The organism is Gymnodinialimonas mytili, from assembly GCF_037544085.1.
Lineage (GTDB): Bacteria > Pseudomonadota > Alphaproteobacteria > Rhodobacterales > Rhodobacteraceae > Gymnodinialimonas > Gymnodinialimonas mytili.
This window is the reverse complement of the sequence record NZ_JBBIFW010000009.1, coordinates 73,298-93,774: the sequence shown is the minus strand read 5'-3', so window position 1 is coordinate 93,774 and position 20,477 is coordinate 73,298. Positions and strand designations below refer to the sequence as shown.

20 protein-coding genes and 1 pseudogene are annotated in these 20,477 nt (G+C 56.6%); 8 read left to right on the top strand and 13 right to left on the bottom strand.

Annotation, left to right across the window (positions count from 1 at the left end; translation table 11 throughout):
- Position 1 precedes the first annotated feature (1 nt).
- On the top strand, positions 2 to 136 hold the full coding sequence (locus V8J82_RS23760; RefSeq protein WP_439650096.1) for a DUF1403 family protein: 135 nt from the start codon (positions 2 to 4) through the stop codon (positions 134 to 136).
- A 192-nt stretch (positions 137 to 328) separates the two neighbouring features.
- Here V8J82_RS23760 and malG read toward each other — a convergent pair whose 3' ends face one another.
- The 4 genes from malG to V8J82_RS23260 form a co-directional block, all read right to left on the bottom strand.
- On the bottom strand, positions 329 to 1,219 hold the full coding sequence (malG, locus tag V8J82_RS23275) for a maltose ABC transporter permease MalG (protein ID WP_339979421.1): 891 nt from the start codon (positions 1,217 to 1,219) through the stop codon (positions 329 to 331).
- An 85-nt stretch (positions 1,220 to 1,304) separates the two neighbouring features.
- Positions 1,305 to 2,852, bottom strand: a complete 1,548-nt coding sequence (gene malF, locus V8J82_RS23270) for a maltose ABC transporter permease MalF (protein WP_339979418.1) — start codon at positions 2,850 to 2,852, stop codon at positions 1,305 to 1,307.
- 38 nt (positions 2,853 to 2,890) lie between these two features.
- Positions 2,891 to 4,048, bottom strand: a complete 1,158-nt coding sequence (gene malE / locus V8J82_RS23265) for a maltose/maltodextrin ABC transporter substrate-binding protein MalE (protein ID WP_339979413.1) — start codon at positions 4,046 to 4,048, stop codon at positions 2,891 to 2,893.
- 24 nt (positions 4,049 to 4,072) lie between these two features.
- A complete protein-coding gene (locus V8J82_RS23260) occupies positions 4,073 to 5,692 on the bottom strand; it encodes an alpha-glucosidase (RefSeq protein ID WP_339979411.1) in 1,620 nt (539 codons plus the stop codon).
- Positions 5,693 to 5,833: 141 nt separating this feature from the next.
- Here V8J82_RS23260 and V8J82_RS23255 point away from each other — a divergent pair, with 141 nt between their 5' ends.
- The 5 genes from V8J82_RS23255 (at position 5,834) to V8J82_RS23235 (ending at position 10,838) form a co-directional block, all read left to right on the top strand.
- Entirely contained in the window at positions 5,834 to 6,871 is a 1,038-nt protein-coding gene (locus V8J82_RS23255; protein WP_339979409.1) for a LacI family DNA-binding transcriptional regulator, read from the top strand.
- Positions 6,861 to 7,937 carry an ABC transporter ATP-binding protein gene (locus tag V8J82_RS23250; protein WP_339979407.1) on the top strand — a complete coding sequence of 359 codons (1,077 nt, stop codon included), beginning with the start codon at positions 6,861 to 6,863 and terminating at the stop codon, positions 7,935 to 7,937. Before V8J82_RS23255 ends, V8J82_RS23250 begins: the two co-directional genes overlap by 11 nt.
- 193 nt (positions 7,938 to 8,130) lie before the next feature.
- The gene (locus V8J82_RS23245) at positions 8,131 to 8,841 is read left to right on the top strand and encodes an IS6 family transposase (RefSeq protein ID WP_339979405.1); all 711 of its coding nucleotides are present in this window, start codon (positions 8,131 to 8,133) and stop codon (positions 8,839 to 8,841) included.
- Positions 8,842 to 8,978: 137 nt separating this feature from the next.
- Positions 8,979 to 10,397, top strand: a complete 1,419-nt coding sequence (locus V8J82_RS23240) for a hypothetical protein (protein ID WP_339979403.1) — start codon at positions 8,979 to 8,981, stop codon at positions 10,395 to 10,397.
- A gap of 57 nt (positions 10,398 to 10,454) precedes the next feature.
- Entirely contained in the window at positions 10,455 to 10,838 is a 384-nt protein-coding gene (locus V8J82_RS23235; protein ID WP_339979401.1) for a hypothetical protein, read from the top strand.
- 138 nt (positions 10,839 to 10,976) lie between these two features.
- On the opposite strand, the gene V8J82_RS23230 is transcribed toward V8J82_RS23235, so the two are convergent.
- From V8J82_RS23230 to V8J82_RS23210, 5 genes are all read right to left on the bottom strand, one after another.
- Entirely contained in the window at positions 10,977 to 11,747 is a 771-nt protein-coding gene (locus V8J82_RS23230; protein ID WP_339979399.1) for a hypothetical protein, read from the bottom strand.
- Between the two features lie 735 nt (positions 11,748 to 12,482).
- Positions 12,483 to 12,701: a WGR domain-containing protein gene (locus tag V8J82_RS23225; RefSeq protein WP_339979396.1), complete on the bottom strand. Its 219-nt coding sequence runs from the start codon at positions 12,699 to 12,701 to the stop codon at positions 12,483 to 12,485.
- A 5-nt stretch (positions 12,702 to 12,706) separates the two neighbouring features.
- A complete protein-coding gene (locus V8J82_RS23220; protein ID WP_339979426.1) occupies positions 12,707 to 13,240 on the bottom strand; it encodes a tyrosine-type recombinase/integrase in 534 nt (177 codons plus the stop codon).
- Positions 13,241 to 13,464: 224 nt separating this feature from the next.
- Positions 13,465 to 14,049, bottom strand: coding sequence for an Lrp/AsnC family transcriptional regulator (locus V8J82_RS23215; RefSeq protein WP_339979394.1), 585 nt, complete (start codon positions 14,047 to 14,049; stop codon positions 13,465 to 13,467).
- A 70-nt stretch (positions 14,050 to 14,119) separates the two neighbouring features.
- Positions 14,120 to 14,431, bottom strand: coding sequence for a hypothetical protein (locus V8J82_RS23210; RefSeq protein ID WP_339979392.1), 312 nt, complete (start codon positions 14,429 to 14,431; stop codon positions 14,120 to 14,122).
- A gap of 653 nt (positions 14,432 to 15,084) precedes the next feature.
- Here V8J82_RS23210 and V8J82_RS23205 point away from each other — a divergent pair.
- On the top strand, positions 15,085 to 15,927 hold the full coding sequence (locus V8J82_RS23205; RefSeq protein WP_339979389.1) for a hypothetical protein: 843 nt from the start codon (positions 15,085 to 15,087) through the stop codon (positions 15,925 to 15,927).
- A 51-nt stretch (positions 15,928 to 15,978) separates the two neighbouring features.
- Here the strand turns inward: V8J82_RS23205 and V8J82_RS23200 are convergent, their stop codons facing one another.
- Positions 15,979 to 16,296 (bottom strand): hypothetical protein, encoded by a 318-nt coding sequence (locus V8J82_RS23200; RefSeq protein ID WP_339979386.1) that lies wholly within the window; start codon positions 16,294 to 16,296, stop codon positions 15,979 to 15,981.
- Between the two features lie 293 nt (positions 16,297 to 16,589).
- Between V8J82_RS23200 and V8J82_RS23195 the strand changes: the two genes are divergently transcribed.
- The gene (locus V8J82_RS23195; RefSeq protein WP_339979383.1) at positions 16,590 to 17,129 is read left to right on the top strand and encodes a hypothetical protein; all 540 of its coding nucleotides are present in this window, start codon (positions 16,590 to 16,592) and stop codon (positions 17,127 to 17,129) included.
- A gap of 502 nt (positions 17,130 to 17,631) precedes the next feature.
- Here the strand turns inward: V8J82_RS23195 and V8J82_RS23190 are convergent.
- From V8J82_RS23190 to V8J82_RS23180, 3 genes and pseudogenes are all read right to left on the bottom strand, one after another.
- Positions 17,632 to 18,282, bottom strand: a complete 651-nt coding sequence (locus V8J82_RS23190) for a hypothetical protein (RefSeq protein ID WP_339979380.1) — start codon at positions 18,280 to 18,282, stop codon at positions 17,632 to 17,634.
- Positions 18,283 to 18,375: 93 nt separating this feature from the next.
- Positions 18,376 to 19,914 (bottom strand): type IV secretory system conjugative DNA transfer family protein, encoded by a 1,539-nt coding sequence (locus V8J82_RS23185; RefSeq protein ID WP_339979378.1) that lies wholly within the window; start codon positions 19,912 to 19,914, stop codon positions 18,376 to 18,378.
- Positions 19,871 to 20,413: pseudogene (locus V8J82_RS23180) on the bottom strand (IS6 family transposase); the annotation flags it as partial. The pseudogene V8J82_RS23180 and the gene V8J82_RS23185, both read right to left, overlap by 44 nt.
- Between the last annotated feature and the right edge of the window lie 64 nt (positions 20,414 to 20,477).

Below are 20,477 nucleotides of genomic sequence, written 5' to 3'. Positions count from 1 at the left end.
TCTGCAGCCCGGCGACAATCCGGGTCCCGCAGGCGAGATATACCTGTCCTGGCGCCGCGCGGTCGAACGCCCGGTCTCCGTCCAGGCCCTGCACCGGGCGCTGCCGCAGATCGACGCGGATGCAAGCGCTGCGTGACCGCCATCGATCCCTTGGTTCTTTTGTGTGGAGTTCGACGGAAAGCATCAGGTTGATCTGGAGTCAGACCTTGTATCTGTTGCCTGGGATATATGCCTTTTGCTTATGCCTGAGGCGTGCAGCGCCGAACTGGTCCTGCGCGACGGTGGTCATATCGGTTCCAAAGCGTGGCATGTGGCAAACAGGCTTTTCTCAGCCTTTTACCGCGCCATCGCTGAGACCGGAGACCAGGTAGCGTTGCGCGATGAGAAAAACGACTGTGATCGGCAGGCCCGAAAGGATGGCAGCGGCGGCGAAGTCCCCCCACAGGTATCGGAATTCATTGAGGTATAGACGGCTACCAACGGCGAGTGTCATCTGGTCCTCGGAGCGGATCAGGACGGAGGCAATGGGGTAGTCGTTGATGAAGCTGATGAAGGCCAGGACGAAGACTACTGACATGATCGGGACGGCCAAGGGCAGAAATATGAAGCGGAACGTTTGCCACGGCGTTGCGCCGTCGATGGCTGCGGCTTTGTCCAAAGCGGTATCGACGCTGTCGAAATAGCCCTTGATCGTCCAGATATGGAGCGTCACGCCGGCCATGTAGATCAGGATCAGCGCCAGATGGCTGTCGAGGCCCAAGGATGGAGAGACCTCGCCCAACGTGTCGAAAATCGCGTAGATCGCAACCAGCGCGAGCGTGGTCGGGAACATCTGGATCAGGAACAGACCATCCAGCATCGCGCCCTTGCCACGAATGCGTATCCGACTGAAAGCATAAGCAGAAATCGTCGCAACCGCCAAGACACCCGTGCTTGCAATCAACCCGATCTTGATCGAATTCCACATCCAGCGCAGCACCGGGTAGGGCGGTTCGATCACCGTGCCATCGGTGCGGGTATAGTCGAACCCGAAGGCCAGAACCCAATGTTCCAACGTCGGATTTTCGGGGATGATGTTGCCGACAGCGAAGTTGCCTTCGCGGAAGGAAATCGACAAGACCACGACAAACGGGAACAGGATCAGACACAGAAAGATCAGCAGGAACCCGTGGGCGAGGACCTTTTTGATCAGCAGGTCGCGAGGGCGTTCAACAATCATTTCGCACCCCCGACCCGGGCAAAAATGGCCATAATGAACCTGTAGTGAATCCGTAATTTTTCCGTAACTACACGCATCATCATGATCAGGCCCTCCCGGATCGCTTTTCGGCCGCCCGGCGCATGGCGACAAAATTGGCGTAGGAAATCACCGCGACGACGAGGAAGATCAGCAGCGTGATCGCGCCCGCCAGGCCGAATTGCTGCCCGGCATTGTCGAAGGCCAGACGGTAGGTGAAGGAGGCCAGGATATCGGTCTCACCCGCCGGAATGACGGTGCCGGGAATATCGGGCAGGCCACGGGTCAACAGGAAGATCAGAACGAGGTTGTTGAAGTTGAACGCGAAGCTCGCGATCAGCAGCGGCAGGAAGGGCGGGATGATCTGCGGCAGGGTGATCGTGAAGAACACGCGGACGGAGGAGGCGCCTTCAAGCGCTGCGGCTTTCTTGTGATCTTCCGGCACGCTTTGCAGGAAGCCCATCGCCAGCAGCATCATGTAGGGATAGCCGAGCCAAGTGTTCACGATCAGCACCATGGTGCGGGCCAGATTGCCGTCGGTGAACCAATTTGGACGAATGCCAAAGATGGCCTCTAGGATCAAATTGATCTCGCCGAAATTCTGATTGAAGAGGCCCCGGAAGACGAGGATCGAGATGAACGCCGGGACGGCATAGGGTAGGATCAGCAGGATCCGGTAGACCGCTTTGAACCGCAGATGTGGCCATTGCAGGATCACGGCCAGTGTCAGACCCACCGCGAAGGTCAGCACGACCGACGCGAAGGCGAAAACGAAGGTCCAGATGAAGATTCTGACCATCGGGCCGCGGATGCCTTCGGACTGGAAGATCCGCTCAAAATTGCCCCAGCCGATGGGCACGCGCCAGCCGGGCGGCACGCGGTCCCCGGCCTCGTCCACGAAGAAGCCCGTGGAATGATCGGCTGTCAGCACGGCGCCGTCGAACCGGGTCAACTCGTCAGGGCCGGTGCGGGTGAAGTCGGGTGTGACGGTCGCGAAGGTGCGCAGGCCCGCATTGCGCCGCTCGGTTCCGTCCGCGAGTGAGAGTGCGACCGCCCCCAACCCGTCACGCAGGGCCAGCGCATCGCGACGCGAGAGGGGCTCGCCGACTGGCGTCCCTGGCCCCGCCGGTACGCTTTCTGCGGTGCCGTCGAGCCGGGTCAGCGCGCTTAGGATCCCGCTTTCAGGCAGATGGATCCGATAAAATCCCGGCCCGCGCTCGGGGTCATCGACGGGATAGATCGCAAACGGCTCTTCGGTTGCTGGGTCCACGGAGCCGCGAGAGGTCAGGACCTCAACCGCGCGCTCATAGGTGAGTAGGTTGAAGCTGCTGTAATTCGTGAAGCCGATATAGATCGTATAGATCACCGGGAAGGCGATGAAGATCAGCACCGCCGCGATGCCCGGAAAGATGAACCGCGCGCCGTAGAAGCGACTGGCCCCGAAGATAACCGCGAAGCCCGTGGCCAGCGCCAGGATGATGGCCCCGAAGAGCGGTTGCGCGATCTGGTAGAGATAGAAGGCCACGGCGCACAGGACGGCGAAGACCACCGCCACCAACAGGATGCGCGGCAGGCTTGAGGCCTCGGGGGCTGGTGTGTCGGTGAGATTGGTCACGGGCGGTTTGGGGCAGCGCGGGGCCGCCCCGGTCCGTCTTATTCGCCGAGAATACGCGCGGCGGCGTCGTTCAGGGCCTCGGCGGGTGCGGAGGTGCCGGAGGTGATATTGGTCAGCGCAGGCGCCATCGCGGCCCAGAAGGCACCCATTTCGGGGTTGGACGGCATCGGCACGCCATCGGCGGCAACGGCCAGCATGCCGGAGACCAGTGGATCGCCCTGCGCCTCGGCGGCGGAAATATCGGCCAGCGCGCCAAGGGCCCCGTTGGCGTTCCAGGTTGCCAGGCCTTCATCGGTCAGCAGGTAGTTCTCGATCAGTTCCACGGCGAGATCGGCATTGGGCGTAGCCGCGTTCACGCCAAGGGTCTGCACGCCCAGGAAGGGTGGCGCGGTGTTTCCGTCGACGGTTGGGATCGGGGCCACGGCAACGTTGATGCCGGCATCGGCATAGCCGCCCCAGCTCCACGGTCCATTCAACACCATGGCGACGTCACCGGCGGCCATGGCGCTGTCCATCACGCCGTAATCGACGCCTTCGGGCATGATGTCGTTCTCGAACAAAGCGGCGAGGGTTTCGGCCCCGGCAATCGCGCCGTCGGTGTTCACGCCGGTGGTGGTGCCATCATAGCTTCCATCGACCCGCTGAAAGGCGTAGCCGCCGCCCGCCATCAGCATGGGCATGGTGAAGTAGGTATTGTTGTAATCCCAAAGAATATTCGCCTCGCCGGACGCGATGATATCCTCGAACGAGGCCGGGGGCGTGTCGATCATATCGGCATTGTAGACCAGGGTCACGGCCTCAACCGAGACGGGATAGCCCCAGGTGTTGCCGTCGAATTGCACCGCCTCCATCGCGGAGGGTAGGACGCCCTCGATCCAGGCGGCGGCGGGAGAGACGGGCTGGATCAGGCCGCCGTTCGCCCATTCGCCGAAGCGATCATGGGCCCACATGACGATATCGGGGCCATCGCCGGTGGCGGCGGCTTGCTGATAGTTTTGCGGCAGGTCGGGATCGACGACTTCGACGATCACCGCGATGCCGAGGTCTTCAGTGAAGGCGGCGGTGGCGGCGAGCAGTTGATCGCGGTCGCGGTTGTTGCCGGTCCAGATCGTCAGGCTGTCCTCTTCGAAAGCGGCGGCGGGGATGGCGGTGGTCAGCACCAGGGCTGTGGCGGTGAGAGTTGTTGGTGTTCTCATGGTCTCTCCTCCCAGAGATTGGTGTCAGGCCGATAGGGACAGCGCCCCGTCATGGCTGAGATAAGCGAACCCGTTGCCGGGCAGCGTGAGGGTCTGATCCTGAAGGGTCGCGTGGCGCGGGCCGGTCAGGTTGGCCGCCTCTGACAGGGTCATGGTCAGCGGCTCGGTCGACAAGTTGAACGCGCAGGTCAGGGTCTGGTCGGCGGCCTCGCGCCGGAACGCGAGCAGGGGCTCGGGCGCGGTCAGGAAGGATGTGCGGCCCGATTGCAAAGCCGGGTTGGTTTTGCGGAACGCAATGGCGGTGCGGTAGAAATGCAGGATGCTGTCATTCGCAGTGTCTTGCAGATCGACGGCACGCGCGGCTTGGGGCGCTTTCACGGGCAGCCATGGCTTGACGGTGGAAAAGCCCGCATGGGGCGCCTCAGCCTCCCACACCATGGGGGTCCGGCATCCGTCACGCCCCTTGATCCCGGGCCAGAAGCGGAGCGCGGGCGGGTCGGTGAGTTCTTCATATGCTAGTTCGGTCTCGGTCTGGCCAAGCTCTTCGCCCTGATAGATGCCGATGGCGCCCTCGAATGACATCAGCATCGCGCAGGCCAGCCGCGCCATGTCGCCCTGAGTTGTGGCGTGATCCGACCAGCGGCTGATATGGCGTTTGACATCGTGGTTGGAGAAGGACCATTTTGGATGCCCCTCTGCCGCGCCCTGCTGGAACCCTTCGATACAGCTGCGGAAATGATCGGCGCTGAACTCGGGGCTGAGCATGGCGAAGCTGTAGGCCATGTGCAGACGGTCGTGGCCTTGGGTGTATTCGCCCATGATGCGGATCGACCGCGCGCCCATCTCACCCACTTCACCGACCATCATGATGTCGGCATATTCATCGGTCAGCGCCCGCAGCCGTTCCAGGAAATCCAGGTTTTCGGGACGGTTCTTATTATAGATGTTGTCCTGCATCCCGTAGAGGTCGGTGGCCATGACCTGAGGCGCCACCTGCGCGGGCGGGTTGGAGCGGAGCTGTTGGTCGTGGACGTAGTAGTTCACCGTATCGAGGCGGAACCCGTCCAACCCGCGATCCATCCAGAAACGACAAGTGTCGAGGATCGCGTCCTGCACATCGCGATTGTGGAAGTTCAGATCAGGTTGCGCGGCCAGGAAATTGTGCAGGTAATACTGCCCGCGACCGGGGTCGAATTCCCAGGCCGGACCGCCGAAATGGCTGTGCCAATTCGTGGGCGGGCTGCCATCGGGCAGGGGATCGGCCCAGACATACCAATCGGCCTTCGGGTTATCGCGGCTAGTGCGGCTTTCGTGGAACCATTCATGGCGATCCGACGTATGTGACAGCACCTGATCGGTAATGACCTTCAGGCCCAGATCATGCGCGGCCGCAATCAGTGCATCGAAATCGGCCAGCGTGCCGAACAAAGGATCGACGTCGCAATAATCCGCCACGTCGTAACCCATATCTTTCTGGGGAGAGGTGAAAACCGGGCTGAGCCAGATGCAATCCACGCCGAGCGAGGCGATATGCGGCAGCCGCCGCGTTATGCCCTGCAAGTCCCCCACGCCATCGGCGTTGTCGTCCTGAAACGACCTTGGATAGACCTGATAGATCACGGCATTGCGCCACCAGTCGGACATGAAGAATTCCCTTCGATTCGGTGCAACGATAACAGGCCCCATATAATTCTTCAAAACGTTTTAGATTTGCAAAATAACAAGAAATCTGAAAATATGACGGCTATAGCGCGATAAACATGAAAACGATTTGGAAACTTGGCATTGGCAACGCTCAAAGAAATTGGGGAAGAGCTTGGACTGTCGGCCGCGACGGTGAGCCGTGCGCTGAACGGCTTCCCGGAAGTGAGCGAAGCGACACGCAAGAAGGTGCGTGAGGTGGCCGATAAGTTGGGCTATCGTCCCAATCGCGTGGCGCAGCGCCTGGTCACGGGGCGGTCCGGGATGGTTGGCATGATCGTGAAAATCAAGCCGGACATGAGCGCGGATCAGACCTTCTTCGAAATGCTCACCGGGCTGACCGCGGCGCTGGCCGCGCGCGATACCGACTTGGTGCTGGCCGTCGATCAAGATGGGGATCCGGTCACGCCTTATAAAAGGCTGCTGGAACGCGACATGCTCGACGGGTTCATTCTGAACGCCCCGGTGCGCAACGACCCGCGCGTGGCTTTCCTGGCAGAGCGTGGCATTCCCTTCGTGTTGCACGGGCAGGACCGGGCCGATCCCGACTATCCCACCTTTGGGATCGATAATCATGCGGTCTCTGCCGATGCGGTGAAGATGCTGGCGCAGCTTGGCCACCGCCGGATCGCGTTGATCAACGGAGAGCTCAAGGGCGCCTATGCCAGCGATCGGTTGGATGGCTTCAGGGCCGCGATGGCGGAGCACGGATTGGCCGCGGATCTGATCCGCAACGATGCAAGCTTTGAAAGCCACGGCTATACCCATGCGCTTGATCTTCTGGCCGGGCCGACGCCGCCCACGGGATTTGTGTGCGCCTCGACCCTAATCGCGTCTGGTGCCATGCGGGCCGTGCGCGACCGGGGGCTTTCGGTGCCCGGCGATGTGTCGATCATTGCCCATGACGACGCGCTGCCTTTGACACGCGCGATCAATTTCGAGCCGGCCTTGACGGTGACCCGCGCCCCTTTGCGAGAGGCGTGTGACCCGCTTGCCAATATGCTGATCGACCACCTGAACGGGGTCCCTGCCAAAGACCTTCAGGTATGTCTGAAGGCCGAGCTTATCATCCGGGGGTCAAGTGGCCCCGCCCCGCAACCAGAGAGATCCGATGGCCGTTGAGCACGCAGAAAACCTGACCTTATCCGCGCAGAGCCTCAAGAAATCCTACGGGGCGGTTGACGTTCTGCACGATATCAATGTCGATATGGCAGAGGGTGAATTCCTGGTGCTGGTGGGCCCGTCGGGCTGCGGCAAGTCCACCTTGCTGAACTGCATTGCGGGCCTGGAAGAGATCACAGGCGGCACGTTGCGCATCGCCGGGATCGACGTCACCCAGGCTCCGCCCCGGGATCGCGACATCGCCATGGTGTTCCAATCCTATGCGCTCTACCCGACCATGAGCGTGGGCGAGAATATCGGCTTTGGCATGAAAATCCGTAAGGTCCCCAAGCCGGATATGGAGGCCAAGATCCGGTCGGTCGCCGAATTGCTACAAATCGATCATCTGCTGGATCGCAAGCCGAGCCAATTGTCCGGCGGCCAGCGTCAGCGCGTGGCGATGGGACGGGCGTTGGTGCGCGATCCGAAACTGTTCCTGTTCGATGAACCGCTGAGCAATCTGGACGCCAAGCTGCGTGTCGAGATGCGTGCCGAGATCAAGCGGCTGCATATGCGCACCGGTGCCAGCATCGTCTATGTCACCCACGATCAGGTCGAGGCGATGACCCTGGCCAGCCGTATTGTCGTGCTGAAAGACGGCCACATTCAACAGATCGGGACGCCTGGCGAGATTTACGACACGCCCGCCAACACCTTTGTCGCTGATTTCATGGGCTCCCCACCGATGAACCTGGTCCCGGCCCTTTTCGAGGGGGGCCATGTGAAGGTGGGTGACAGCCGTATCACAACCGCGCACAGCCACCTGCCCCGGAATGTCTATCTTGGTGTGCGCCCAGAGCATTTTCACGCCGCACCGGAAGGCGCGCATGTGGAGGCCGTTCCGGATCTGATGGAGGATACAGGCTCTGACACCTACCTGACGTTCACTTGGGGCGGCACGGATGTTCTGGCGCGTATGCCTGGGCGCTTTGTCCCAACCGAACGCGTGATCCCCTTATCCTTCGACCCAGCCCGCGCGTCGATCTTTGATAGGCAAAGTGGACAGCGCATAACGACAGGGCTCTAACGCGTCCGGTGTCGAGGCCCGCGTGTCGCGCGGGCTCTGTTGCATCAGGACGTTTGAACGGGAGAGTGTCGGGCTAGGGATGTAGGAGGTCTCCATGGCGAGGCGCGATCCGTTCAAGCAGCATTGATGTCCCAGGGAGGGACTGTTGCATTAATAGGCTCCGCGGATCAATCTCGGCGCTTTGAGGTCGCGGATGCTACGTAGATCGCCGTTCAAACATCACCGTTTCCCGCGTGACGTCATCCTTTGCGCGGTGCGTTGGTACCTGCGCTATCCGCTGTCTTACCAGGATGTTGTGGATCTCTTGGCCGAGCGCGGCATCATTGTTGATCGCTCAACTGTGTATCGCTGGGTTCAGAAATTCGGCCCTGAGCTGACCAAGCGAACCGAGAAACACTTGCAAAGGGCGAGTGTCGATTGGCACGTGGATGAAACCTATATCCGTGCCGGTGGAAGATGGCGATATCTATGGCGAGCCATAGATGCTAACGGGCAGATGGTGGATTTCCGGCTGACGGCACGGCGCGATGCAAAGGCCGCCAAAGCCTTTCTCAACAAGGCGATTGAGCGTGTGCGCCTGCATCGGCCGGTCACGATCTGTACGGACAAGAGCCATGCCTACCGGCGTGTCATCCGCGAGATCAATCATCGATACGACCCGCACTTCGACAGCATTCGGCATATCGACCGGAAGTGGCGGAATAACCTAGTCGAAAGCGACCACGCCGCTATGAAACGGTTGTTCGGGTACAGGCAGAGCTTTCGATCCTTGAGAACCGCAAAGGCAACCCTGAGCGGCATCGAAACAATCCGGACCATCAAACGCGGTCACATCCATCACAAACCACCAGGCGTCAGAGGTGAGATCGAATTCATCAGCGGCCTGTTCGCCGCCGCGATATAATCAATCGGCAACTCATACGTACGCTAGCCCTCAGCGGATTAACGCAACAGTCCCTTCTGTTGCGATCAAAGTTTTGCCAAATTGCTATGCTACTGATCCAACGCAAGTGCCGAAAGTAAAGCGTTGAGGCTCGCGACGTGCCACAGAACCCTTGGAATGGCTCCGGTACACCGAGCCGACGCCCTTTGCGCAGGCCAACTCGGGGCGAGGGTCGCGCTCCACATGATACAAACCGGACGCTCATTATCGTTTTTGGATGGCTGTTTGGGATTCCGATTGCGATCAGCGCGATCTACATAGCTTTTCCTGACCTACGCATCCTCTTTTACCTCTCACTGATTGGTGCTCCGCTTGCGATACTCCTCGACATTATCTTTTCCGCCGCCCCATATCTGATCGTTATCTGGGGTGCTGCATATCTTTTGAATGCTTTTTTGCCTCGCCTACCCGGCGCTATCGCCATCCTATCGCCGCTGCTCGTTGTGTGTGGGTGGCTCTATTTTCACGCCAATGCCCTTAATGCGGAACGTCGGGCCATGGCAGATGAAGCTTTTGCGCTAGGGGAGAGTGCATCGACCGACAGGGTCGATATCAGCCGCCTGGCCTTAACGGCATCGCGGACGGACTGCGATCTGATGTGCCAAAAGTTGCTTGTTTCTGAGACCGTGGATCAGGTCCTTCTTTTTGCTAGTCCGCCTGAAGACCTCTCGCCCGAGCATCTTGCGACAACGCCTGTTGTGGTCTGGCGGCTCGGAGAGCGAACAAACTGTCCAACACCGCGCCTGTCACGTTCAATTACCTCCAGGATGACGGAGGACGATCAGGATTTCGCTGTCTACGTGCAAACGCTTGCGTTGAGCGGGCGCTGCATATTCGAAGAGCCCGGAACCCTGGACGCCGCTACAGCAATCCTTCACCGCATCACCGTGACAGACGATACCTTTCACGGCCGAGCGGTTCGCGTCTATTCGGTGAATGCAGGTGCGTTGGAACTGGCACATGCCAGTGGCGGCGGCACACTGTTAGAGGTGCCTTACCCCCCTTTTCGGATCCGAGTGCCGGTCGGTATGTTCGAGCGCGTTGAGCGTGCTTATATGACCCGCCGAGTGCCTTATGGCGCCAACCTGGAGGCGCTATCGGATGAAACCATCCTCGGAGTGATCGCGGGGGTCGACAGCCAGACAATGGAATTTGTTTATAGCGATGGGCAGGGGTTTTCCCGGCATTCAGCGCTTTTGAACGCCGTACATTTGGCCGATGATCCTAACAACACCGCGCTCCAGCAGGCACTCATCGACTATGCGTCAGCCTTTTCAGATGAGGTGGACGGTCAGGTGTACGGAGATCTGGAACTCGTCTTGGCCGTTCTGAGAAATCCGGGTTCCCCGGTGCCGCCAAATCTTTCCCAAGTTATCCCGCCGTCCGAAATCCTCCCCGAGGGCATTTTGAACGACATCGCCGAGGCCGCCTGGGTTCGGATCGAGGCTGCGCGCGACAATGAAATCGGGGCTTTGGGTGTGTTCAGGGCACTGCCCGATCCAATCATCGCCTCTTAGCGCGATACCCTGTTCGATTTTGCCGCGAGGCCAATAGAGCAACAATCGAGTGTCCGTGTGCTCACCACGCTTCTGATGTTCGGGGAAGAGGGCACATTGTCCTTCGCCAATCTGCTGCACCGGATCGCGGCAGAAGAAGATCGCGTGATCGCCAACACGATCTACGGGACAGTCTTTGGTACGTTATGTGACCGAACGGACCTCCTACAATTGACGGCTCTACCCGAGACCATTGTCAGCAGTATCCAAAACGGCCAACTCGATAACTACGAATGGGCACACAACCGCGACGTGATTGGTGTACTTGCTGCGCTCAACGTGGAACCGGCGATGATTTTCGAACTGGGAAACACCCATAGTGCGCATTACCGAGAAGACCGAACACGACGCGCGTTGGACTACGTCACCAGATTTCAATACTGCTCTGAACGCGAGGAGTGAATTTCATAAGTTGCTCATGCGGGGCATTTTAGCTTTGCGGCTATAAATATTCATGACCTATAATCCGTATTATGTTACCAGTACAAAAAGAACGGACTGAGGTGCCCAAGATAGTTTCGCTACGAATAGATACCCTTTTTAGGAGCATTCGCCGTTTGCAGCGGAGTGCATGAGCATTCGTGCGAACTGCGCACGATCTGTGGGACTTGCTCGCAACGCATCAAACCTGCCCTGCATCTCCGGAACTGCCTCGGAAACTTCTTCACACAGTGCAAGCTGAGCCATCGCACCGACATAGTTTGCTGCCGCAGATGCGAAGACCGAGTAGTTCCAGCCCGAGTCACTTTGTTCCAGATCATCTAGCAGTGATCTATAAGAAGCATGGTCTTGACCGGCGCTTGAAAAGAAGTCGTTGCGCGCTTTGACGGCACGAGCCGTAAGTTCATCATGCGCTGTCGGCGCTTCTTCGATAGCTCGCTCAGAGTATGCGTTTGAAAGCTCGAATTCTTCCACCTCAGTCAGAGCCCACGCACCATGGATGAGGTCCGACATGTCGACAAGATCAATAACCACCTCTCCTGCCTCTCGGAGCTCACTGATCAGATTTGTTCGCACTAGATTGCATCGCGATGTAACCGCGAACTGCTGAGCCGGGTCTCCAGACATTGCTGCAGCGCTCTGCTCAGTAAGACAGTCGCCATAGTCGGAGAACAGCACGTCCAATCTGAGCGCGACCGATTGCTGACGTTCACGCGGTCCTTGCACAAACACGTCCCAAGCTTGAGCCGATCCAGCTAGAACAGAAACACACAGCGCGATAGCGCTCATAATGCGAGATACGTAGTCCTTCGGCGGGGCGGCGATTTCTCTTTCGACGCTACTTTCTGTGGCTTCCGCTTCGTCATTCATAGCTTTTCTCCAATTAAAAATTCAATCAATAGAAACTAGAAATCTCCAATCGCTACCACTGGATACAGTTCAACATATTCCTGGCCCGTGCTGGACCTGGCAGATGTCCCCAAGCACTTCCGGGGAGCTGAGAGATCGAGTCTAACATGTCCCGCACTGCCTGAGCGTTTCTTAGCTCCCCAACGTCACGCATGTTGCGCACCGCGAAGCAATCAGCATTTGTTTCATTGTTTAGATGTGGTGGGAGCGCGTGATGGGCGCACTCATGGTAGAACCAGAACCTTTGAGCCAAATATGGAAACTGATTGAGAACGTTAGGATTGACTACAATTAATGGGCGCCCGAAACCGTCGCGAGATGCCAATCCAACGTTCGGCAGGTTATAATCCTGGAATATTGGGACTGGCTCTCCGAAATAAGAGACACACTGACCAATTGCCTGTGCTGGAGACGAATTAAAGAGAAAAAGTACGGTGGCTACGCTCACGGCCATCCAATCTGAAAAATTCATGATTACTCCTCAAAATATGGTTTGCGATCAATTTAGGTCGATAGGGTAGCTTTCTCGGTGAGGCATGAAACCATGTGGGTACAGCGACTCGCACAGCTTTAGGCTACCACATCACCCACATTTTTAGTGGATTCTGTTGGGCGCACACGGTGCACAACAGATTAATCGCTTAACTGTTACAAAGCCTTGGTGAAAAACTCCTGAGGCTCTGAAGCCCTGTCGCACTAAAATTCATAGCCGCGCTTTGCCTTCTGCATCTGCAGCTTGTACCTGGCGTCCTTCGCCTCGATCTCAGTGCTGAACCAATCCGTTCGCAGGGTGCCAGATCGCCCGATCCGTCCCCATTCGCGTACAAGACCCCATTCTCTGAAGAGGCCACGCCCAATCTCCATCCGATAGAAGCGGTTCACGTTGTCTTCGGGCTCTACCCCGGTAAGATGCATCCGGCTTACCCCCACATCCTGGACGCAATGTCCTGCTCTTCCTTGCCGACCGCATCGGCGTAGATCGTCGTTGTGCTGAGCTGAGCATGCCCAAGCCATTTCTGAAGCATGTGCAACGGAATGCCCTTCACAACGGCATTTATACCGTAGCCATGACGCAGACCTTTCACGGTGCGCTGCGGTGCATCGGGGATGCCCGCCTCGATCATGACCCCTTTCACGATCCGCCAGACATGCACGCGGGTGATAGGCCAGATCGGCTCCCCTGCCCGTTTGGGTGACTTCTGGGCCTCACGGATGCCGTGGGCAGTGTTGAGCGTATCCAGGCAGTCTGGGGGCACAGGGACTGTCCTGAAGACGACCTTCGCCTCCCCTGCCCTATCCTTTCGTTTCTTCAGCGACCGGATGGCCAGTGTCCCACCGGACAGTTCAACCCGCGCCGGTGTGATCTCAATCAACTCAGACGGACGGCATCCGGTGAAGTGCAGAATCTCGCAGATCGTGCGGTCGCGTGCAGGCCTCTGACGCGCCGCAGCCAGGAATGCCTCACGCTAGTCTGCATTCAGATAGAGGCGGTTTCCCTGATTGTCATAGAGGCGCATTTCACTCATATGCAACACTATACATGAAGAGTGTTACATTGTGAATTCTGTGGCGCTGTATCATCCCCAGGAAAAGCAGGCGGTTTGGTCAGCCCCTGCCCTTCAGTTCTGCTCCCTACGTAACACTATCATCCATAGCGTTAAATTTATGGTTGATGAATCTACGTCGAACCCTGATCGTCCTCCGGATGAGCTTCCGTGTCTTCGTATTTGGTTGGAAGCGTCGGCTCAATCTGTTGCGAGTGATGTTTGATCAGCTCTGCCCATTTCTCGCGGCTTAAATTGTAGTTCGTATCATCTATGATCACGGAAGTAGAAGTATCCAGTACACCTTTAATCTCGCGGATAAGCATTGTGGTTCGTTCTACGTCTCTGAGGTCAATGCCGACGACTTTGCATCTGACATCGACTGATCCAAACACCGTATAAACGAGTATCACATTGGGAATAGCGTTCAGTTTCTTCCGGACCTCGGCCTCGTCTTGGATATTGGTTGACTCTTCGGCTGATTTTGAAAGCGTAATATCGATAAAGGCCTGGGCCTTGAAACCTATCTCCATAAAGTTTGGGTAACGATCTCTGAGCAAGCCTGCAGACATGAACACATTGAAGCGCTTATTGGCTTCCTTCAAACCGTGCTCGCGTGGTTGATCATCTGTATGGCTGTGATCAGACCGATTTCGGTTTGGATACTGGATCATGTCGGCGAGCAAAATGGCCCCGCTCGACTTAGTTTTTTCGTTCATCTTCAATCATCCAACAAGAAAGCCCCGCCTTAATGGCGGGGTTTTTAGTTTAAAAATGAAAAAACTAATGTCAACTTGCCGCAGCCAACGAGGCCATAGCATCCTTCTTGCGTTGCTTTAAGCTATCGAGCGACCTGATTGCATCTGGTGCAACATATGCCTCGTACAGTTCGTGAAGAGTCTCTACTCGGTCGTCATGATGTTCGATACGCACCTGCGCCCCCTCGAGTTGAGCTCGCATCAGCTTTTCGAAAATCTTAAGGGTTTCCCTGATCGCTTCCGCGTCTGTGGATAGGTCAGCACCCTTCTTTATGAACTCAAGGCGCTGAAGCGCGGCGGGCGTGAGGACGATGTTTTTGCGCGTTCCTGAATCTTTAGCCATTGCTGTCGGTCCCATAGTGATAAAGCCGCTTACGCAGCAGGTGTGTTTGCAACGTGCCGTGTTTGCGCCGTTTGCGTGTCGAACACAAGGAAAACCTTCGCGGACCTGCGCCAGAGTTTCCGAAGAACTAACAAGAGCCAGAGCCTGTTCTCGCATGGCAAGCGCCTAAGCCATCCAGATCTTGGCCCGTCAGAGCGATATGCGCATAACACGTGCTTTGCATGTGTTGAACTTACGTATTTTGAGGATATTATTGTGCGCATGAAGAGCACTCATGATGAGTCTCACAGACAACGGATAGGGCTGAAAGATGTTCAACAAATGCCGTTCACCGCCGAAAAACGGCAAAAGCTTCGAGAAGTATGGCTGTGGCTCCTAAAGCTAGCCACAGCCGTAGCTCAACTGCTAAAGGAGCTTTTTGATGCCGTTTAAATGAGGCCTCCTCATACTGAGGGGGCCTTTTCTTTTGGCGAGGCACAATTGAGCCACCGGAACTATGAGAGGTTTACGTCTTAAGGTCTAGGTAACACTATTATCAATAGTGTTACGTGGTGTACTAAACCCCTGGAGTTGCATCGCTAGAATTACTGAAGAAACATGGCATTGCCAGACAAAGGAGGCATGAAGTGGCAAGAGTATCGACTCTGTTGGGCTTGGCGATCTTGGTTCTTTCAACCAATGTAGTCTTTTCGCAGCACTTTACCGAGCCAGCAGATGTGCGTTTGCCGGAAAACTATCCATTCGATAGGTCCGTCATCGAACGGATTTTCCTAGTCGAAGGAGCTAGTTTTCCCAACCAGTCGGCAATGGATCAAGCAAGGACCATTGTCTACGCAGCGAGCTGTCGGCGCGGATTTGACATGCTTATGGTTGTACAAGAAGAGCGCGTGGAGGTTTTGACGGAGATACTCGAAATCCTGCGGCGCCAAAGGCGTGAAAACACCGACGAATACGCAACTGCCCTGCGCGATCTTCAAGATACTGAGAGCCGGGTTGAAGGGATACAAGAAGCGGAACGAGTTTGGGCACGACTAATCCGGCTGTCGTCTGGTCATTTGCAACTTGAATATAGTGATATTCTAAACGAAGTGGCTGCCGGACGTATAAACAACGGCGTACAGCAGCAATGGCTTGCCCAATTTCCCACTTCCCAAAGATGTACACCTGCGCAAGGCCTTGAAAGCGCGAACACATATACCGAGGAGAGCCTCAGAAGGAACTTTATAGTAGTTCGCTATGGTAGTGACGTTTCTGAACTAATCGGCTGGTCCGATTGGCTCGAAGCTGATCTTCAATGGCTTCGACAAAGAGGAGTTCAGGTCGAAGCTGAGAGTGGTTTAGATAACCCTGAGTGTGTCGCAGTGATACTAAACGGAGTAGAGCGTTACCGATATTCTGCACTGGCGGTCGATCAAAATTCGGCAGTAGCGCTTTCTGCCATGAGATTGGCTGAAGGATTGGACGTACCCAGTCGGCGCGGTGCGAGCGATTGCTGAGGCTTGGGTAACATTATTGTTATAGTGTTACGCGATTTGTCATGGGCCGCTCTATGGAATGTCGAGAAATCTGATTGTGCCTTCGGCATGCGCTTTGCGCATCCGTTCTCCGAGCCGGGCATAGTATTCATCCGTCATTGCGCGGCGGTTTCGTCTCGTCCGTGCTTCATCGATGAAGCTGGCAAAATGCTCATAGGTGGAGCCATAGTCGCGGGCTAGCTCATCAACAGCTTCCCGCCCCGATTGAGGGTTGTCCTGATAGAGTGTCCAGGCGGCCAGCTTCAGATTTGTCATAAGCCAGTCTTGCCAGATGGGGTCCATCGCAGCCATGATCCGCTCGCAATGTTCTTGGCTTTCGAAAGCGGCCATATAGCCCCTTTACATGTCCCATATCCCGACTTTGATGTTTTGCTCGCCCGCCGCTCGAATGAGCGCGTCTCGCCAATCAGGCATTGGATCACCGCCCAATAACCGTTCATCGTGGGGAAGTGACATCTCAACCAGGGCAACGCCGTTCGCGTGACCCCGAAAACTCGTTACAAGATTCATAATAAAAACAAACTATTATACCGCGTCCGTTCTTCAGCGGTCAAATCGCATGACGTGGTTTGTTTGGTGTCTGCCCCTATCCCGCGCTATACATGGGTTAGAGAGGTTATTTGATGGCGCGACCAGACGAACAGCAGCAAGGCGGTGATCGCGATCGGGAAAGCCTGGGCGAGTTCGTTGATCGCTTTGGCCAGCTCAAGGATCGAATGGAGAAAGAGGTGCATCCCGAGCTTGATCGGCAGGAGATGCCGACAGCCGAGCATCCGGCCAGCATCGCCGCTCGCGAAGCAGCGGAAGCAGCAGCTCAGGAGAAACCCGAACACGAAGTGTGGCCAGGTGAAGAAGCGAAGCCTGATTTCGACCGTGCAGCGTCGAACGAGAACACCACGCAGGATCGTCAGGGCGTGAATTCCCGCCAGGTGGCGGAGGATGCCCCGGAGCACAATCTGCCGCCGCCCAAAGAAGGCGAGCAGGCGGATCGAAGCGCGCATGCACAGCGCATGGCGCAGGATGATCGACAGTCACGCAGACCGATGACGGACAAATACTATGATCGTTTGGCTGAGCGTATGCGAGAGGCGCAAGCGGATCGCGAAGCCAGTGGCCAGGATCAGCGACGAGACCAAGGACGAGACTTTGAGCACTCGCGCTAATAAAGCTGCGAGTAGATTTCCATGATCCGAATTTTGTAGATCGCGACGAGCACAATGGCTCCCACAACAGCAGCCGGGACGATGTACGGGCGTTCCCTAAGCCACAAATGCGCAGCATCAATACCCGATCTCGATAGTTCGTCTATAGAGTCGTGAAAACCATGACGACCGCGTTTTGCCTGCTCAAAAACAACGTTGTGCATCACAAAGAGACCGATTAGACCGATCACTGCTGTTATTACCGATGACCAAAATAAGAGTCCTACAATCCCACCTGGATGTGAGTAGCTGTACCCAGTTCTGACAGTGCAGCGATAAGTTTCCCGCCCAAGAAAATGCTCTTCCAAAATGCGTGGTTCATCTATGCAGCGCGAGTTATTGGAAGGATTCCAGCTTGTGAATTGACGAGACGCGTGCTCCGCAGTGATGTCAAAAGCGCTCGGAATGAATAAAGCTTGAAATGAAAACGCGAAGAGCACGAGCAGTGGTAGGGCATAGATCGCTAAATTAGTTCTTCTGAAAATCTCGACATACTCAGCACGTTCAGCCAGCCGTTCCTCGGTTGCACGCCTCGCTGCTTCAGCGGCTTTTGCTGCTCTTTGCGTTCCCGCTCGTCTTGCTCGGCCTTGGCCTTGGCTGCATCGTCAGCCCGTTTCGCCTTCCAGGCCGCTTCCCAATCCGTACGATAACGAGCGTTCAGCTCCTTCACCATGCGGTCTATGTCGGCTTGAGCTGCACCGTGTTCTTCGAGATATTGAATGATCTCTGAGAAGACTTGGTGCTCGAAGTTGCGGCGCTCGAAATCACCGAGCGGCCGTTCGAGGCGCATCAGGAGAATATCGCCGTCTTCACGATAGGCTGGTGGTTCGGCAATATCGACTACCATCCCGGTTGCCGGAGCGGTCGCCGTCAGCGTCTCCTTGATCGGACTTCCCGAGCGGTCTTTCACGGTGACGGGTTCAACCTGGAACGGTGCATCGGTGTAGCGCAGATGTGCCGGACGGATCGCAGGGATTTCCGACTTTGCCCGCTCAATCTTGTCAGAATTCATCCCCCAAGATGGGCCACGCCATGCAAACAGGGCATCGCCTTCTTCGAACCATTCATCCACTGATCGTACAAGCTCGACATCGATTCTTTCGGCTACGTCCATAACGATATGTGGGAGCCGGACGGGAACGAAATGCTGGTCGGTGTATTGCCCCCCGACGAGCCTTTGCTTCGAAAACGGCAGGTAGTCATAGGCTTAGTGCGGATTGAAACAGCCTTCGAAGATGGGGTCTTGATCGTAGTAGCATTTGCGAACCAGCATTGGCTCTTCGTTGTCGATCCGAACCAAGGCAAAGCCTGGATACGCCGGATGATCGCGCTCTTTCACCTTACCTAGAAAACGACCTATCTCGGCGACCGAGATCAAAGGGCGTTTTTGGATTCTCTGACTCACTCCGCGCGTGACTGATCGGCTTAAGCTGGTGCCTTTGGCGATGGTGTCGGTTCTCTGCCGGGAACGCCCATGCGCATAGGTTTTTGAGAGCGTCGAAGACGTGCCGCTCGATGTGGAGCGGGTCTCACTGGAAGACGTGCCTTCCTGTGCAGTCTTTCCGCGTGATCCGCCGATACTATCGCTTGAGTTCCGGCTCACAGTATCGCTTTGTGAAATGCTTCCGTTCTGTCCCTTGGTATGGCTTCGGTTGGTCGAACGTCCGCGATTGCTTGAACGCCCTCGCCCTTCATTCGTGGACCGCACCCGAGGATCAAACAGCCCGTTCCGACCGACAGAGAATTGATGGTTGGAAGACGTGCCGGAGTTCTCGCCACGCGAGATGCTATCGGACAATGAACACCCCTGCGATTGTCCACGGGTTGAGCTGCGCCCCTGCCCTTCGGTGTGGTTCCAGGTGTCCGTATCTGAGATCGAGATCGACTGGCTATGTCCTGTAGTCCGAGAATCGGATGTGCTTTGTGTTCTTCCTTGGGAATGGCCTTCGGAGAAGTTCTCAGTTTCAGTTTCGCCGATAGCCTCGTTTTTCGTTTCTGAAGAGCCTTCAGTGTCGGAGACGCTTCCCGAGTGCTGATAAAGCACCACTTGGGCTTCGCCGAAGTCTTCCTGGATATATTTTTTGGTTTCGAGATCGCGGACCGCAAACCAGAGCTGAGTGCCGCAGTTGGCCGGAATCTTCGTCCAGGCTTTATCGCCGTAGTGTTTCATCAGATCGCCGATCTGAGTGATGATGACGAAGAGCTTCACCCCTGCCCCGGCAATCGACCCCATCCCATCCAGGATCATCGGCATCTTGCCCATTGATGCGAATTCATCGAGCACCATGAGCACCTGCTTCCCGGTCTCGGGAAGCCCTTGCTCTTCGCTCATGTAGTCGAGCATCAGAGTTAGAAGGGCTTTCTGCCACCGTATAGCCGGATGGCTTGGCTTGTCAGGTAAGCAGAGGAAAACACTGATCCCCTTTGGATCCTTGCGAAGATCTGTGATCGTGAAGGATCTCCCGCCGCCATCAGATCCGGCGAGTTGATCGATCATGTTCAGATCATCAATGAAGTTCGTCTCTGTCCGGGCATTTTGGATCAATGACCCCCACTGCCGCACATTCGAGCGCATGAGGTTTAGAAGCCCTCTCGCCCGCCGCGAAATCGTGCCGCGCAACGCGGTGTTGTCCACCATGTCTTCAAACGGGACTGTTGCGTTAATCCGCTGAGGGCTAGCGTACGTATGAGTTGCCGATTGATTATATCGCGGCGGCGAACAGGCCGCTGATGAATTCGATCTCACCTCTGACGCCTGGTGGTTTGTGATGGATGTGACCGCGTTTGATGGTCCGGATTGTTTCGATGCCGCTCAGGGTTGCCTTTGCGGTTCTCAAGGATCGAAAGCTCTGCCTGTACCCGAACAACCGTTTCATAGCGGCGTGGTCGCTTTCGACTAGGTTATTCCGCCACTTCCGGTCGATATGCCGAATGCTGCCGAAGTGCGGGTCGTATCGATGATTGATCTCGCGGATGACACGCCGGTAGGCATGGCTCTTGTCCGTACAGATCGTGACCGGCCGATGCAGGCGCACACGCTCAATCGCCTTGTTGAGAAAGGCTTTGGCGGCCTTTGCATCGCGCCGTGCCGTCAGCCGGAAATCCACCATCTGCCCGTTAGCATCTATGGCTCGCCATAGATATCGCCATCTTCCACCGGCACGGATATAGGTTTCATCCACGTGCCAATCGACACTCGCCCTTTTCAAGTGTTTCTCGGTTCGCTTGGTCAGCTCAGGGCCGTTCTCATTGAGGTAGACGTGAGTGTTTAACGCAATGCTGCGATTGCTCCGATGGCGGCAGCAAGCC

What these genes read in the sequence shown, in the direction of transcription:
- malG (WP_339979421.1), bottom strand. Translation starts at nt 1,219, where the DNA reads ATGATTGTTGAACGCCCTCGCGACCTGCTGATCAAAAAGGTCCTCGCC.
- malE (WP_339979413.1), bottom strand. Translation starts at nt 4,048, where the DNA reads ATGAGAACACCAACAACTCTCACCGCCACAGCCCTGGTGCTGACCACC.
- V8J82_RS23260 (WP_339979411.1), bottom strand. Translation starts at nt 5,692, where the DNA reads ATGTCCGACTGGTGGCGCAATGCCGTGATCTATCAGGTCTATCCAAGG.
- V8J82_RS23250 (WP_339979407.1), top strand. Translation starts at nt 6,861, where the DNA reads ATGGCCGTTGAGCACGCAGAAAACCTGACCTTATCCGCGCAGAGCCTC.
- V8J82_RS23245 (WP_339979405.1), top strand. Translation starts at nt 8,131, where the DNA reads ATGCTACGTAGATCGCCGTTCAAACATCACCGTTTCCCGCGTGACGTC.
- V8J82_RS23230 (WP_339979399.1), bottom strand. Translation starts at nt 11,747, where the DNA reads ATGAATGACGAAGCGGAAGCCACAGAAAGTAGCGTCGAAAGAGAAATC.
- V8J82_RS23225 (WP_339979396.1), bottom strand. Translation starts at nt 12,701, where the DNA reads ATGCATCTTACCGGGGTAGAGCCCGAAGACAACGTGAACCGCTTCTAT.
- V8J82_RS23215 (WP_339979394.1), bottom strand. Translation starts at nt 14,049, where the DNA reads ATGAACGAAAAAACTAAGTCGAGCGGGGCCATTTTGCTCGCCGACATG.
- V8J82_RS23210 (WP_339979392.1), bottom strand. Translation starts at nt 14,431, where the DNA reads ATGGCTAAAGATTCAGGAACGCGCAAAAACATCGTCCTCACGCCCGCC.
- V8J82_RS23200 (WP_339979386.1), bottom strand. Translation starts at nt 16,296, where the DNA reads ATGGCCGCTTTCGAAAGCCAAGAACATTGCGAGCGGATCATGGCTGCG.
- V8J82_RS23195 (WP_339979383.1), top strand. Translation starts at nt 16,590, where the DNA reads ATGGCGCGACCAGACGAACAGCAGCAAGGCGGTGATCGCGATCGGGAA.
- V8J82_RS23190 (WP_339979380.1), bottom strand. Translation starts at nt 18,282, where the DNA reads ATGGACGTAGCCGAAAGAATCGATGTCGAGCTTGTACGATCAGTGGAT.